Raw genomic sequence first — 14,199 nt, 5'->3', positions numbered from 1 at the left:
CGGAAAACCTTCGTCGTTAGAGATGCGCTACTTTAGCCGCACACGGCGCGCGGTGCCATGCGCATTAAGCCTGGCACCGCGCGTGAATTCGAACGTGGATGTACGGTGCTTCTTAAGCGTGCGCGCGTTTGGCGAGCCAGACGTCGACACGCGCCAATGCACCGGCCAAAGCAGATTCCAGCTCCGGCGTTTGCGCCATGCTGCCCCACAGCAGGCGATCTGCCGCGAATGCCTGCAAAGGATCGGGCGCGGCGAAGAAGCCGCGCGCGACGCGCTCGTCCATCACGCCGTCCTGATACGTGTAAGGCAGCGTGCCCGCCTGCCAGCGCTCCAGGAAGCGGAAGAAGAGTGCTGGCAGCATCGCGGTGGCTGCGGGCGTTACGCCGCGCTCGAAACATTCGGCGAGCGTCGGCGCGATGAAGCCAGGCAGTTTGGAAAAGCCGTCGGCGGCGACGCGCTGGTTGGTGTCCTGGATATAAGGATTGCCGAAGCGTTCGAGCACGACATCGCGATAACGCTCCAGGTCGAGCGGACTCGGCGACAGGCAGGGAATCACGTCTTCGGTCACGTAGTCGAACGCGAACTTGCGAATGTCTGCGTCTTGTGTGCCTTCGTGGATGTAGTTCAGGCCGACCAGCGTCCCGGCCCACGCGATGCAGCTATGCGTCGCGTTGAGTATGCGGATCTTCGCTTCTTCGTACGGCAGTACCGAATCGACCAGTTCCGCACTGACTTTCTCCCATGCCGGACGGCCCGCTATGAAGCGCTCTTCGATCACCCATTGAATGAACGCTTCGCCCATTACCGGGCACGCGTCGTCCACGCCCGTCGCGGCCTTCACACGTTCTCTCACGTCAGGTGTCGGGCGCGGCGTGATGCGGTCGACCATCGAGCTTGGACACGCGGTATTGTCGTCGAACCATTGCGCCAGTTCGCCCGCGCCGCGTAGTTCGAGAAACGCGCTCATGCCCGCATGAAAACGCTCGCCGTTGCGCCGCAGGTTGTCACAGGTTTGCAGCGTGACCGGACCCGCGCCGTTTTTCATGCGCGCTTCGAGAATCGCCGCGAGCGCGCCGTAGATGGTGGTATGTCCGCCTTTGAGGTCGGTCGAGAGATCGGGGTTGGCCGTGTCGAGCTGGTCATGTTCGTCGAGGTAGTAGCCGCCTTCGGTCACCGTGAACGAGATGATCTTGCAGGCCGGATCGGCACCGGCTTCGATCAGCGCGTCGAGGCTTTCGGTCCACGGCACGACGCGCTCGATCGAGCGGATCGTCTCGTACGCGCGTTCACCCTGAGGCGTGACGGTTTCGAGTGTATAGACGCCATCTTGTGCTGCGAGCGCTTCGAGCACCGCGTTCATGTCGCTGCGGATATTGCCCACGGTGAGCGACCAGTGCGGTTCGCCCGGCAGATTCGCTTCGTTCAACCTGTGGAGATACCACGCCTGATGCGCGCGATGAAACGATCCCGCGCCGATATGCAGGATTACGTGTGCGGCCGCGCCGCTATCTTGCCCGCTGCTCATGTGCGTCTCCATGTATCTGGCTCGCGCGGCTTGTCGCGCGCGTCTTTTCTTCAGTTAGAGCATTTGCTCTGTATGTGAGCGAATGATCGTACCCGGCGAAATGAAAGTCAAGGCGGCTGCACAGGGTTTTCGTGGCGCAGCGCGGCGCAGCATAGTCGCCTGACACGTTGAATGTCCGGGTGACGCGCTTCGTCGCACGTTTTTGCATTGCATCATTCTTGACGTTGAACCCGCCAGGACTTACCCGAATGCAAAAAAGTATCGGTCCGCAGTCTCATTTTTAGTGGTGGCTTACGCGTTTGGAGGCTACTTTTCGCTGTACACGAAGAAGACGAGCGGCATCCTTGTGAGCCGCATCATGGAGGCAGACAGTGCAACCCGATCTGGAGATCGTGGCCGTACGCCGCGACGAGTCGTTCAAAGTGTGGTCGCACGGCTATCCGTATCGCACGGTACGCTGGCACTTTCACCCGGAGTACGAGATTCATCTGATCGTGGCGACCACGGGAAAGATGTTCGTCGGCGATCACATCAGCAGCTTCGCGCCCGGCAACCTCGTGTTGATGGGCCCGAACCTGCCGCACAACTGGGTGAGCGACGTGCCCGAAGGCGAGAGCATCGCGCAGCGCAATCTCGTCGTGCAGTTCGGCCAGGAGTTCGTGTCGAGCTGCCTCGAAAGTTTCCCCGAGTGGCGTCAGGTCGAGGCGCTGCTCGCCGACTCGCGCCGCGGCGTGTCGTTCGGCGCCCGCACGAGCGCCGCGATCCAGCCGCTCTTCCTCGAATTGCTGGCGGCGCGCGGGCTGCGCCGTCTCGTGCTTTTCATGTCGATGCTCGAAATCCTGATGGGCGCAGAAGATCGCGAGACGCTTGCGAGTCCCGCGTATCAGGCCGACTCAACGGGCTTTGCATCGACGCGCATCAATCATGTGCTCTCCTATATCGGCAAGAACCTCGCGAACGAGTTGCGGGAATCGGATCTCGCACAACTGGCCGGTCAGAGCGTGAGCGCCTTTTCGCGTTATTTCCGCCGGCATACGGGCTTGCCGTTCGTGCAATACGTGAACCGCATGCGCATCAATCTCGCATGTCAGTTGCTCACCGATAGCGAGCTCAGCGTCACCGACATCTGCTTCAAAGCGGGCTTTAACAACCTGTCGAATTTCAACCGGCAGTTTCTCTCGGTGAAAGGCATGGCGCCTTCGAGGTTCCGCCGCTATCAGCAACTGAACGACGCGAGCCGCGATGCATCCGAAGAAGCCGCGGCGCGTGGCGCGGGCATCGACGATGCGCCCGCCATCGTGCTCGCGCCGGGTCTGCCGCGTCCTGCCGCCTCTGCGTATCCGCCAACGTAACGCCTACGTTGTTCATACGCCTCGCTTGCCAGCAAGGCGTTCTGCTTCACCTGTGTTTCAACACGTATCGCGCTGCCCGACGGCAGCGTGACGGACGTGCTCACTTCAAGAACGGAGACAACCATGACGCAAACCACCTTCAAACACGCATCGTTGAATACTTTCGCGCGGCGCGGCGCGTTGTTCGCGAGCCTCGCATTCAGCCTGTCCATGATCGCGTCGCCTGCCGCGCAGGCAGCGCCGCTAAAGATCGGCATGACGTTTCAGGAACTGAATAACCCGTACTTCGTGACGATGCAGAAGGCGCTCAACGACGCGGCCGCGTCGACCGGCGCAACGGTGATCGTGACCGACGCGCATCACGACGTGAGCAAACAGGTGAGCGACGTCGAAGACATGCTGCAGAAGAAGATCGACATTCTGCTCGTGAATCCGACCGATTCGACCGGCATTCAATCGGCGGTGACGTCGGCGAAGAAAGCGGGCGTCGTGGTCGTCGCGGTGGATGCGAACGCTAATGGTCCGGTCGACTCGTTCGTCGGCTCCAAGAACTTCGACGCTGGACAGATGGCCTGCGAGTATCTGTCGAAGTCGATCGGCGGCAGCGGCGAAGTGGCGATTCTCGACGGCATTCCGGTCGTGCCGATTCTCGAGCGCGTGCGCGGCTGCAAGGCCGCGCTTGCGAAGTCGCCCGGCGTAAAGCTCGTGGATACGCAGAACGGCAAGCAGGAACGCGCGACGGCGCTCTCGGTGACCGAAAACATGATCCAGGCGCATCCGAATCTGAAGGGCGTGTTCAGCGTGAATGACGGCGGCTCGATGGGCGCGTTATCGGCGATCGAGTCGTCGGGTAAAGACATCAAGCTGACGAGCGTCGACGGTGCGCCCGAAGCGATTGCCGCAATTCAGAAGCCGAATTCGAAATTCGTCGAGACGTCTGCGCAATTTCCTGCTGACCAGGTGCGTATCGCACTGGGCATCGCGTACGCGAAGAAGTGGGGCGCCAATGTGCCGAAAGCGATTCCCGTCGACGTGAAGATGATCGACAAGAGCAATGCCAAGGGTTTTAGCTGGTAAGCCGAATGCCCGCTGCCGCGCTTCGATTCCTGATGCGCGGCGGCGGGCAGTGATGGAGCACCCGATGGACACGATACTCAAGCTCGACAACATCACCAAGAGCTTTCCCGGCGTGAAAGCGTTGCAAGGCATTCACCTCGAGATCGCACGCGGCGAGATTCATGCGCTGCTCGGTGAGAACGGCGCGGGCAAATCGACGTTGATGAAAATCTTGTGCGGCATTTATCAGCCGGACGAAGGCACGATCACGATCGAAGGCGAGCCGCGCCACTTCGCGAACTATCACGATGCGGTGGCTGCGGGCGTCGGCATCGTATTTCAGGAATTCAGTCTGATTCCGTATTTGAACGCCGTGGAGAACATGTTCCTGGGCCGCGAAATGAGGAATGGCCTGGGCCTGCTCAATCGAGGCGGGATGCGCCGCGTGGCTGCGGAAATTTTCGGGCGGCTTGGCGTTTCGATCGACCTGTCGGTGCCTATTCGCGAGCTCTCGGTCGCGCAGCAGCAATTCGTCGAAATCGGCAAGGCGTTGTCGCTCGAAGCGCGCATCCTTATTCTCGATGAGCCGACTGCGACGCTCACGCCTGCCGAAGCGGAGCATCTCTTTGCAATCATGCGCGACCTGAAAAAGCAGGGCGTGGCGATGATTTTCATCTCTCACCACCTCGAGGAAATTTTCGAAGTATGCGACCGCATCACGGTGTTGCGCGACGGCCAGTATGTCGGCATGACAGAAGTTGCGCAGTCCGACGTGGGCCGCCTCGTCGAGATGATGGTGGGGCGCCGCATCGAAAGCAGCTTTCCGCCAAAGCCGCCGTTGCGACCCGACGCGAAAATCGTGCTGGACGTGCAGAAGCTGCAGCTGCTGAAAGACAGCCCGATGCTGCAATTCACGCTGCGCGAAGGCGAGATTCTCGGCTTCGCCGGACTGGTCGGTTCGGGCCGTACCGAAACCGCGCTCGCCGTGATCGGTGCGGATCCGGCTTATGTGAAGGAGATTCGCATCAACGGCGAGGCTGCGAATCTGTCCGATCCGGCCGACGCGCTGCGCGCGGGCGTGGGGATTCTTCCTGAAAGCCGCAAGACGGAAGGGCTGATTACGGACTTCTCGATCAAGCAGAACATCTCGATCAACAACCTCGGCAAGTATCGCTCGCTGCGGTTCTTCATCGATCAGCGCAGCGAAGCGCGCGCCACCGCAGACATCATGAAGCGCGTGGGTGTGAAAGCGCCGACCATGCACACCGAAGTCGCGACGCTCTCGGGTGGCAACCAGCAGAAAGTGGTGATTGCGCGTTGGCTAAACCATCACACCAACATCCTGATCTTCGACGAACCGACGCGCGGTATCGACGTCGGCGCGAAGGCGGAGATCTATTTGCTGATGCGCGAACTCACTGCGCGCGGCTATTCGATCATCATGATTTCGTCCGAACTACCGGAGATCGTCGGCATGTGCGACCGCGTCGCCGTGTTCCGCCAGGGTCGCATCGAAGCACTGCTCGAAGGCGACCAGATCGACTCTAACGCCGTGATGACCTATGCAACCGCCGGCACTCGTGGAGCCCAGCATGAACACGCCTAATCCTTCTTCTTCGCCGAAAACATCGACTGTCAGTAGTGACACGCCCGGCGCGCCGGTGCGCTTTACATGGGCCGCGTTGAAGCGCTCCACGCTGTTCTATCCGTTCATCGGCTTGCTCGTTGTCTGCATCGTCATGGTGTTCGCGAGCGATAGCTTCCTCTCGGGCGCCAACATCGAGAACGTGCTGCGCCAGGTGTCGATCAACGCAATCATCGCGGTCGGCATGACGTGCGTGATTCTGACTGGCGGCATCGATCTGTCCGTGGGCTCCGTGATGGCGCTGGCCGGCACGCTCGCCGCCGGTTTGATGGTGGCCGGCATGAATGCGCTTGCTGCGTTGGCGGTGGGCGTTGCGGTCGGCCTCGGATTCGGCGCGGCCAACGGTTTCTTCGTCGCGTTCGCCGGCATGCCGCCGATCATCGTGACGCTCGCCACCATGGGCATCGCGCGCGGTCTGGCGCTGATCTACACAGGCGGCTATCCGATCGACGGTTTGCCCGACTGGGTCAGCTTTTTCGGCAGCGGCAAGATTCTCGGCATTCAGGCGCCGGTCGTGATCATGGCGGTGATCTATGTCATCGCGTGGGTGTTGCTGGAGCGCATGCCGTTTGGCCGCTACGTGTATGCCATCGGCGGCAATGAACAGGCGACGCGTCTATCCGGCGTGCGCGTGGCGCGCGTGAAGCTGATCGTCTACACGATCGCAGGTTTGACGTCCTCGTTCGCCGCCATCGTATTGACCGCACGTTTGATGAGCGGCCAGCCGAATGCGGGCGTGGGCTTCGAACTCGACGCCATTGCCGCCGTGGTAATGGGCGGCACTTCGATTTCCGGCGGACGCGGCTCGATCATCGGCACGTTGATCGGCGCGCTGCTGCTCGGCGTGTTGAACAACGGGCTGAACATGGTCGGCGTGAATCCGTATGTGCAGAACGTGATCAAGGGCGGAATCATTCTGCTCGCGATTTACATCAGCCGTGACCGTAGAAAGTAAGGCTCGAATTTCCATCTGATCTCCACTTCAGGCAGGATTTGCAATGACGAATCAATCTACTTCATCCGACCAGCAGAACATGACCGCGATTGTTTGCCACGCACCGAAGGACTATCGCGTGGAACAGGTAGCGAAACCGCGTGCGGGAGCGCACGAACTGGTGATCCGTATCGCCGCGTGCGGCATCTGCGCGAGCGACTGCAAATGCCATTCGGGCGCGAAGATGTTCTGGGGCGGTCCAAGCCCCTGGGTCAAGGCGCCAGTGATTCCAGGGCACGAGTTCTTCGGCTTCGTGCAGGAACTCGGAGACGGCGCGGCCGAGCATTTCGGCGTCAAGGTCGGCGACCGTGTGATCGCGGAACAGATCGTGCCGTGCGCAAAGTGCCGCTATTGCAAGTCGGGCCAATACTGGATGTGCGAAGTGCACAACATCTTCGGGTTCCAGCGCGAAGTCGCGGACGGCGGCATGGCCGAGTACATGCGTATTCCGCCGACCGCGATCGTCCACAAGATTCCCGACGGTATCTCACTCGAAGAAGCTGCGATCATCGAGCCGCTCGCGTGCGCGATTCACACCGTCAATCGCGGCGAGTTGCAGCTGGACGACGTCGTCGTGATTGCCGGCGCGGGGCCGCTCGGATTGATGATGACGCAAGTCGCGCATCTGAAGACGCCGAAGAAGCTCGTGGTGATCGACCTCGTGGAAGAGCGCCTCGCGCTTGCGCGCGAATACGGCGCGGATGTCACGATCAATCCAAAAACTGACGACGCGCTCGCGATCATCCATTCGCTTACCGACGGCTACGGCTGCGACGTATATATTGAAACGACCGGTGCGCCGATCGGCGTGAATCAGGGCATGGATCTGATCCGCAAGCTCGGGCGCTTTGTCGAGTTCTCGGTGTTTGGCGCGGATACTACGCTCGACTGGTCGGTGATCGGCGATCGCAAGGAACTCGATGTGCGCGGCGCGCATCTCGGGCCGTATTGCTATCCGATTGCGATCGATCTGCTCGCGCGCGGGCTCGTTACGTCGAAAGGGATTGTCACGCACGGCTTTTCGCTGGAAGAATGGGATGAGGCGATCAAGATCGCCAATTCGCTCGATTCGATCAAAGTACTCATGAAGCCGCGCGCCTGAGCCTGCGCCTGGGCGGAAACCGGAGCGGCATATAAACGGAGACTGTATGGATTACGTCATCGGCGTGGATATCGGCACGCAGAGCACGAAGGCGCTGCTCGTGGACCAGCATGGCGCCATCGTCGCGCATCATGCGTCGAGCTATCAGCCGGATACGCCCAGGCCGCTATGGGCGGAACAGTGGCCCGCCGTGTGGTTCAAGGCGGTCACGGAATGCATTGCCGCGTGCGTTCGCAAGGCACAGGAGGCGGGCGTCGCGGCAAACTCGATCAAGGCCGTGTGCGTGAGCAGCCTGTATGGCGGCTCGGGCATTCCTGTCGACAGCGATATGCGCCCGCTCTATCCGTGCCTGATATGGATGGACCGGCGTGCGACCGATCAGGTCGAGTGGGTGCGCAACAACGTCGACCTCGATCGGCTTTATACGATCACCGGCAACGGCGTGGACAGCTATTACGGCTACACGAAGATGTTGTGGCTGCGCGATCACGAGCCGGACGTATGGGCGCAAACACGTTATTTTCTTCCGCCGAATGCGTATGTGATCTACATGCTGACCGGCGAGATTGCCGTCGACCACAGTTCCGCGGGCAATATCGGCGGCATTTACGACATTGCGAAGCGCGACTGGTCGGACGAGGCGCTCGACATGCTCGGCATTCCCGCAACGATGATGCCGGAGCGCCTCGTTGAATCGTCCGAAGTCGTCGGCAGCCTGCTGTCGCAGTGGACCGAAGAATTGGGACTCGCCGCAGGCACGGCGATCGTCGCGGGCGGTGTGGACGCAGCCGTCGCAACGTTCGCGGCCGGCGTGAGCCGCGCGGGGCAGCATGTGGCGATGATCGGCACGAGCATGTGCTGGGGATACATCAATCAGACAGTGGACGCCCGCCACGGATTGATCAGCATGCCTCACGTTTTCAACGGCCAGCGCGACATTTATGTATTCGGCGGTGCGATCACCGCGGGGGCGTCCGTGACCTGGTATCGCGATCAGTTCTGCCACGCGGAGATCGAAGCCGCGCGCGCGACGCCTCATGGCGATCCGCATCGGCTGCTTGAAGACAACGCCGCGAAGGTGCCGGCGGGGTCCGACGGCGTGATGTTTTTGCCGTATCTGATGGGCGAACGCAGTCCGGTCTGGGACGCAAAGGCGAGCGGCGCATTCGTCGGGCTGAGTCTGTTCCATACGCGCGCGCATCTTTATCGCGCGGTACTGGAGGGCGTGTCTTTCGCGTTGAAGCACAACATAGAGGCAGGCCGCAAAGGCGCGCAGTCGCTGGAAGACAAGCTGGTGGTGGTCGGCGGCGCGGCGCATTCCGACTTGTGGATGCAGATCATCGCCGACATCACCGGCTATCCGGTCTACACCATCGAGCAGGAAGTGGAGGCGGCCATGGGCGCCGCATTGCTCGCGGCGCTGGGCGTCGGACTGATTTCGCAGGAAGCGGCGCAGGGAGGATGGGTCACGCTGGTCGAGCGTGCGCAACCGGACGCCGCGCGAATGGCGCTCTATGAACAGCGCTTCGGTATCTACACGGATCTCTATCCGGCATTGAAGCCGGTCATGCATCGCTTGCAAACATCATGAATGCTACTTTCGATTTTTCTGGCCGCTCGATACTGGTGACGGGCGCTTCGAGCGGAATCGGCCGCGCGACGGTCGAGATGTTGTGCGCTTGCGGCGCGAACGTGGTGGCGGCGGCGCGCAACGTCAGCGAGCTTGCGCGCCTCGCCGAAGAGACCGGCTGCGAGCCGTTGATGCTCGATGTAAGCGATGAAGCTGCAATCGACGATGCGTTTGCGTCGCTCGGTCCCTTCGACGGTCTCGTGAATTGCGCAGGAATCGCGTTGCTCGAACGGGCAGTGGATACCACGGCCGCGAGTTTCGATCGCGTGATGGCAGTGAACACGCGCGGCGCAGTGCTGGTTGCGAAGCATGTGGCGCGAGGAATGATCGAGGCGAAGCGGGCTGGCAGCATCGTCAACGTGTCGAGTCAGGCGGCGCTCGTCGCGCTCGACGATCATCTGAGCTATTCGGCTTCGAAAGCGGCAATGGATGCGGTGACGCGGGCCTTGTGTATCGAATTGGGGCCGTTCGGAATTCGCGCGAATAGCGTTAATCCCACTGTGACGTTGACACCTATGGCCGTGCAGGCCTGGAGCGATCCTGTGAAGCGCGAACCTGCTCTCAAGGCTATTCCACTCGGACGGTTCGCCGAACCCGCTGAAGTGGCTTCGGTCGTGGCGTTCTTGTTGAGCGATGCGGCTTCTATGGTGAGTGGGGTTTCGTTGGCTGTCGATGGGGGATTTACTGCGAGGTGATTGGGGGCTCGTGGCAATTGTTGTTCTTCAACCCTTGGCCGTTCCTTGATGTCACCGTGGTTTATGAGCGCTGCCCCGTGCGAGGCAGCGCACAGCGCCTACAACACAACTACAACATAGTTCTGACATGCCAAAGCTCAGGAAACAGCACCACGTCGAGCATTTTGCGCAGATACGGCGCCCCACTGGTCCCGCCCGTGCCCTGCTTGAATCCAATAATCCGCTCGACCGTAGTCACATGCCTGAACCGCCACTGCCGGAAAGCATCCTCGAGATCGACCAGTTCTTCGGCCATCTCGTACAACTCCCAGTGCTTCGAAGGATTGCGATAAACCTCCAGCCAGGCCGCTTCAACGGAAGCATCATGAACCGTCGGCTGCGTCCAGTCGCGCGTGAGCCGCGAAGGCGAGATCGCAAAGCCGCGACGCGCCAGCAGCTTCACTACTTCATCGTAGAAGGACGGGGACTCGAGAGACGCCTTCACCTCGGCGAGCACTTCAGCACGGTGCGCATGCGGCTTTAGCATCTGCTCGTTCTTGTTGCCAAGCAGAAACTCGATCTGCCGATACTGGTAAGACTGAAACCCCGACGAACTGCCCAGATAAGGACGCATCGACGTGTATTCGGAAGGCGTCATCGTTGCAAGTACGCTCCAGGCTTGCACCAGTTGCTCCATGATCCGCGAGACGCGGGCAAGCATCTTGAACGCCGGAGGCAATTCGTCGCGATGCACAGCGCCCAGCGCGGCGCGCAACTCGTAGAGCGCGAGCTTCATCCACAGTTCGCTTGTCTGATGCTGAATGATGAACAGCATCTCGTTGTGATCGGGCGACAAGGGATGTTGCGCATCCAGCACCGTGCCGAGCGAGAGGTAATCGCCGTAACTCATCGACTCGGAGAAGTCGAGTTGTGCGTCGTGCCAGCCATCGGCTGAAGCAGCGTTTATAGCCGGCGCTTCAGCGGAAGCGGACGCAGCGCGCCCATGACCGAACGGGCAACCTTGCGCAGGTTTTTCTTCGGGCAAGCCCGGCGTTTGCATGTGATCGTTCATCGCGCGCTCCTCAGGTCACCGCGCCGCGCGCGGCGAATTCGGGTGCTCGCCAGGTCTCGCGAACGAGCACCTCGCGCAACGTTTCGACGGCGTCCCATACATCGACGAAGCGCGTATACAGCGGCGTGAAGCCGAAGCGCAATACGTGCGGCTCGCGATAATCGCCGATCACGCCGCGCGCAATCAACGCCTGCATGACCTCGTAACCATGCGGATGTTCGAAGCTCGCATGCGAGCCGCGCTGTGAGTGTGCGCGCGGCGTGACGAGTTTCAACGGAAATTCGTTGCAACGTGTCTCGACCAGTTCGATGAACAGATCGGTCAGCGCGAGCGACTTGCGGCGAATCGCCTGCATGTCGGTCTGCAGGAAAACATCGAGTCCGCATTCGACGAGCGCCATCGAGACCATTGGCTGCGTGCCGCACAGAAAGCGGCCAATGCCGTCATCGGGCTGATACGCGGGGTCCATTTTGAACGGCGCGCGATGCCCCCACCAGCCGGAGAGCGGTTGCGCAAACTCGTTCTGATGGCGCTGCGGCACCCAGACGAATGCGGGCGAGCCAGGGCCGCCGTTCAGGTATTTGTACGTGCAACCGACTGCATAGTCGGCACCCACGCCGTTCAGATCGACCGGCACAGCGCCGGCCGAATGTGCGAGATCCCACAGCGCCAGCGCGCCCTTGTCGTGGATCAGTCTGGTCAACTCGGCCATGTCGTGCATGTAGCCGGTGCGATAGTTGACGTGCGTGATCATCGCGATTGCGGTGTCTTCGCCGATCGCCTCGGGCAATTCGGACGGGTCGTCGACGAGTCGAAGTTCATAGCCGCGGTCGAGCTGCTCGATCAAGCCCTGCGCGATGTAAAGGTCCGTCGGAAAGTTAGAGCGCTCCGAGACGATCACGCGGCGCTTCGGGTCGCGTGCGTTCGCGAGCCGCAGCGCGGCCGACAGCAGCTTGAACAGATTGATCGAAATCGTATCGGTGACGACCACTTCGTTTTCAGCCGCGCCGATTAACGGCGCAAGCTTGTTGCCGAGGCGCCGCGGCAACGCGAACCAGCCGGCGGCGTTCCAGCTGCGGATCAAACCCTCGCCCCATTCGGCGGCGATCACGGTTTGTGCGCGTTGCGCCGCTGCGGCGGGCGGCACACCCAGCGAATTGCCGTCGAGGTAAATAGTGGTCGCCGACAACGCGAACTGGTCGCGTAATGTCGCGAGCGGGTCGGCGCTATCGAGCGCCAATGCTTCTTCGCGGTGTTTCATGGTGGTCTCGTTCAGTCGGATGATGCGGATTCAACAATCAGTGCGCGTCTGGGAGCGCGCGGAGCACTGCGCGCACGGGGCTTGCGTCGAGCGTGGTCAGTTTCAGCGGCAGCGCGATCAGCTCGTATTCGCCGGGAGCGACGTCGTCGAGCACGATGCCTTCAAGAATGGCCATGCCGTGCGCGCGAACGCGGTGATGCGCGTCCATCGTTTTCGATTCCTGTGGATCGAGCGAAGGCGTGTCGATGCCGATCAGCTTCACGCCGTTCGCCGCCAGCAGGTCGATCGTCTCAGGCGCGACGGCGCAGAAGCCGCTGTCCCACGCCGCAGTCGGCGCATTTCTGTAAGTTCGTAGTAAGACTCGCGGTGGCAAGTCGCCCTGCAAACCATCCAGGTGTTGTGGCGTCACAACAGGCGAGGCGCCGATGCAATGAATCACGCGGCATCGTCCGAGGTAGATGTCGAGCGGTACATGGCCAATCGCGGCGCCTGCTGCGTCGTAGTGCAAGGGGGCGTCGGTATGGGCGCCGGTGTGCGGCGAGAGAGTCAGGCGTGCGACGTTTACAGGCGACCCGGCCTCGATTCGCCAGACGCGCTCGATGCCAACGGGGGTGTCGCCAGGCCAGACCGGCGTTGCCGTATCGACGGCGGGGGTGATGTCCCAGAGTGTCTGCATGTCTCCATCTGCGGTTGATGTCTATAGGGAATGATAGGTGTCTGACCGCGAAATGTGATTGCGAAAAAATCACCTTCCGAGCCGTGTCTTGGAACATAATTTGAGACAAATGGGAAAGGGAGACCGAATATGAACGCGATCTCGCTCGACGCCACCGATTGCCGTATTTTGGCGGTGCTCCAGCAAGAAGGACGAATCAGCAATCTCGATCTCGCGGAGCGCATCTCGCTGTCGCCGTCGGCATGCCTGCGGCGCTTGCGTCTACTCGAAGAGCAGGGTGTCATCGAGCACTACCGCGCGTGTCTGAACCGCGAGGTGTTGGGGTTCGAACTGGAAGCGTTCGTGCAGGTGTCGATGCGCAATGACCAGCAGAACTGGCATGAGCGCTTTGCGGATGCGCTGCGCGATTGGCCGGAAGTGGTCGGCGCCTTCGTCGTGACGGGGGAGACGCATTACCTGCTGCGCGTTCTTGCGCACAACCTCAAGCACTATTCGGATTTCGTCCTGGAGCGTCTCTACAAGGCGCCGGGGGTGATGGATATTCGCTCGAATATCGTGCTGCAGACTTTGAAGGAAGATTCGGGCGTGCCGGTGTCGCTGGTCACGAAAACCGGCGGGCACGGCGCGCCGCACAACGACCGTTGAGGCGCTGCCTCGCGTTGGCGCCGTTGCGGGCGCTAAAAACGGTTACAGCGGTTTGAGCCCGTGAAACTGGCCGTTCTGAAACACGAGCGGCGCGATCTCCGCCGCATTCTCATGCACGCCGCAACGCTCCACCTCGCCGACGAAAATCACGTGGTCGCCTTCTTCGTAACGGCTGCGGTTGTGGCACTCGAACCAGGCTAGCGCGCCGTCGAGTACCGGCATGCCCGTGTCGCCCGCCGCGTGCGATACGCCTTCGAACCGATCGCCTTTGACCGTGGCAAAGCGCTTGCATAGATCCAGTTGCGACGAGGCCAGCACATTGACGACGTAATGGCTGTTCGTGCGGAACACCGGCATGGACGCCGAGCGCGTTGCGAGGCTCCACAGCACTAGGGGCGGGTCGAGCGAAACCGAATTAAACGAACTGGCGGTGATGCCGATCAACTGCCCTGACGCCGCACGCGTTGTGATCACGGTGACGCCGGTAGCAAACTGGCTGAGCGCCTGCCGGAAGGCGGCCTGGTCGAAGTTGGGCGGGCTGGCTCGCTTCATTGTGCGCAGGCCGTG

Annotated in this window: 13 protein-coding genes; 8 read left to right on the top strand and 5 right to left on the bottom strand. The window is 61.2% G+C overall.

From position 1 onward, the window contains the following. Positions 1-112: 112 nt before the first annotated feature. On the bottom strand, positions 113-1,525 hold the full coding sequence (gene dalD, locus SB753_RS14385; protein ID WP_410800475.1) for a D-arabinitol 4-dehydrogenase: 1,413 nt from the start codon (positions 1,523-1,525) through the stop codon (positions 113-115). A 371-nt stretch (positions 1,526-1,896) separates the two neighbouring features. Between dalD and SB753_RS14380 the strand changes: the two genes are divergently transcribed. The 7 genes from SB753_RS14380 (at position 1,897) to SB753_RS14350 (ending at position 9,999) form a co-directional block, all read left to right on the top strand. Then, the gene (locus SB753_RS14380; RefSeq protein ID WP_088175684.1) at positions 1,897-2,877 is read left to right on the top strand and encodes an AraC family transcriptional regulator; all 981 of its coding nucleotides are present in this window, start codon (positions 1,897-1,899) and stop codon (positions 2,875-2,877) included. A 123-nt stretch (positions 2,878-3,000) separates the two neighbouring features. Continuing rightward, complete coding sequence (locus SB753_RS14375; RefSeq protein WP_088175683.1) at positions 3,001-3,954, top strand: ABC transporter substrate-binding protein; 954 nt, start codon at positions 3,001-3,003, stop codon at positions 3,952-3,954. Between the two features lie 64 nt (positions 3,955-4,018). After that, on the top strand, positions 4,019-5,539 hold the full coding sequence (locus tag SB753_RS14370; protein ID WP_410800474.1) for a sugar ABC transporter ATP-binding protein: 1,521 nt from the start codon (positions 4,019-4,021) through the stop codon (positions 5,537-5,539). Continuing rightward, the gene (locus SB753_RS14365) at positions 5,526-6,533 is read left to right on the top strand and encodes an ABC transporter permease (protein ID WP_020069188.1); all 1,008 of its coding nucleotides are present in this window, start codon (positions 5,526-5,528) and stop codon (positions 6,531-6,533) included. Before SB753_RS14370 ends, SB753_RS14365 begins: the two co-directional genes overlap by 14 nt. 43 nt (positions 6,534-6,576) lie before the next feature. Further along, on the top strand, positions 6,577-7,674 hold the full coding sequence (locus SB753_RS14360) for an alcohol dehydrogenase catalytic domain-containing protein (protein WP_410800473.1): 1,098 nt from the start codon (positions 6,577-6,579) through the stop codon (positions 7,672-7,674). A gap of 46 nt (positions 7,675-7,720) precedes the next feature. After that, the gene (locus SB753_RS14355) at positions 7,721-9,265 is read left to right on the top strand and encodes an FGGY-family carbohydrate kinase (RefSeq protein ID WP_310067596.1); all 1,545 of its coding nucleotides are present in this window, start codon (positions 7,721-7,723) and stop codon (positions 9,263-9,265) included. Further along, positions 9,262-9,999 carry an SDR family oxidoreductase gene (locus SB753_RS14350; RefSeq protein WP_214877802.1) on the top strand — a complete coding sequence of 246 codons (738 nt, stop codon included), beginning with the start codon at positions 9,262-9,264 and terminating at the stop codon, positions 9,997-9,999. The genes SB753_RS14355 and SB753_RS14350 overlap by 4 nt, the downstream gene beginning before the upstream one ends. A 109-nt stretch (positions 10,000-10,108) precedes the next feature. Here SB753_RS14350 and kynA read toward each other — a convergent pair whose 3' ends face one another. Genes kynA through kynB form a run of 3 tightly spaced genes read right to left on the bottom strand, consistent with a single transcriptional unit; the run spans position 10,109 to position 12,987 of the window. Beyond that, entirely contained in the window at positions 10,109-11,050 is a 942-nt protein-coding gene (gene kynA, locus SB753_RS14345; protein ID WP_410800472.1) for a tryptophan 2,3-dioxygenase, read from the bottom strand. Between the two features lie 10 nt (positions 11,051-11,060). Further along, positions 11,061-12,311: a kynureninase gene (gene kynU, locus SB753_RS14340; protein ID WP_410800471.1), complete on the bottom strand. Its 1,251-nt coding sequence runs from the start codon at positions 12,309-12,311 to the stop codon at positions 11,061-11,063. Positions 12,312-12,348: 37 nt separating this feature from the next. Further along, entirely contained in the window at positions 12,349-12,987 is a 639-nt protein-coding gene (gene kynB, locus SB753_RS14335; protein ID WP_088175677.1) for an arylformamidase, read from the bottom strand. A gap of 129 nt (positions 12,988-13,116) precedes the next feature. Between kynB and SB753_RS14330 the strand changes: the two genes are divergently transcribed. Continuing rightward, positions 13,117-13,632 (top strand): Lrp/AsnC family transcriptional regulator, encoded by a 516-nt coding sequence (locus SB753_RS14330; RefSeq protein ID WP_020069181.1) that lies wholly within the window; start codon positions 13,117-13,119, stop codon positions 13,630-13,632. Positions 13,633-13,674: 42 nt separating this feature from the next. Here the strand turns inward: SB753_RS14330 and SB753_RS14325 are convergent, their stop codons facing one another. Further along, entirely contained in the window at positions 13,675-14,184 is a 510-nt protein-coding gene (locus tag SB753_RS14325) for a flavin reductase family protein (RefSeq protein ID WP_027804823.1), read from the bottom strand. Positions 14,185-14,199: the final 15 nt, after the last annotated feature.

Origin of the sequence: Paraburkholderia sp. SIMBA_053, from assembly GCF_046534895.1 — a bacterium.
Taxonomy (GTDB): domain Bacteria; phylum Pseudomonadota; class Gammaproteobacteria; order Burkholderiales; family Burkholderiaceae; genus Paraburkholderia; species Paraburkholderia caledonica.
Note: the sequence above shows the minus strand (reverse complement) of the source record. Positions and strands in the feature narration are given on the sequence as shown.

What these genes read in the sequence shown, in the direction of transcription:
- dalD (WP_410800475.1), bottom strand. Translation starts at nt 1,525, where the DNA reads ATGAGCAGCGGGCAAGATAGCGGCGCGGCCGCACACGTAATCCTGCAT.
- SB753_RS14375 (WP_088175683.1), top strand. Translation starts at nt 3,001, where the DNA reads ATGACGCAAACCACCTTCAAACACGCATCGTTGAATACTTTCGCGCGG.
- SB753_RS14370 (WP_410800474.1), top strand. Translation starts at nt 4,019, where the DNA reads ATGGACACGATACTCAAGCTCGACAACATCACCAAGAGCTTTCCCGGC.
- SB753_RS14365 (WP_020069188.1), top strand. Translation starts at nt 5,526, where the DNA reads ATGAACACGCCTAATCCTTCTTCTTCGCCGAAAACATCGACTGTCAGT.
- SB753_RS14360 (WP_410800473.1), top strand. Translation starts at nt 6,577, where the DNA reads ATGACGAATCAATCTACTTCATCCGACCAGCAGAACATGACCGCGATT.
- SB753_RS14355 (WP_310067596.1), top strand. Translation starts at nt 7,721, where the DNA reads ATGGATTACGTCATCGGCGTGGATATCGGCACGCAGAGCACGAAGGCG.
- SB753_RS14350 (WP_214877802.1), top strand. Translation starts at nt 9,262, where the DNA reads ATGAATGCTACTTTCGATTTTTCTGGCCGCTCGATACTGGTGACGGGC.
- kynA (WP_410800472.1), bottom strand. Translation starts at nt 11,050, where the DNA reads ATGAACGATCACATGCAAACGCCGGGCTTGCCCGAAGAAAAACCTGCG.
- kynU (WP_410800471.1), bottom strand. Translation starts at nt 12,311, where the DNA reads ATGAAACACCGCGAAGAAGCATTGGCGCTCGATAGCGCCGACCCGCTC.
- kynB (WP_088175677.1), bottom strand. Translation starts at nt 12,987, where the DNA reads ATGCAGACACTCTGGGACATCACCCCCGCCGTCGATACGGCAACGCCG.
- SB753_RS14330 (WP_020069181.1), top strand. Translation starts at nt 13,117, where the DNA reads ATGAACGCGATCTCGCTCGACGCCACCGATTGCCGTATTTTGGCGGTG.
- SB753_RS14325 (WP_027804823.1), bottom strand. Translation starts at nt 14,184, where the DNA reads ATGAAGCGAGCCAGCCCGCCCAACTTCGACCAGGCCGCCTTCCGGCAG.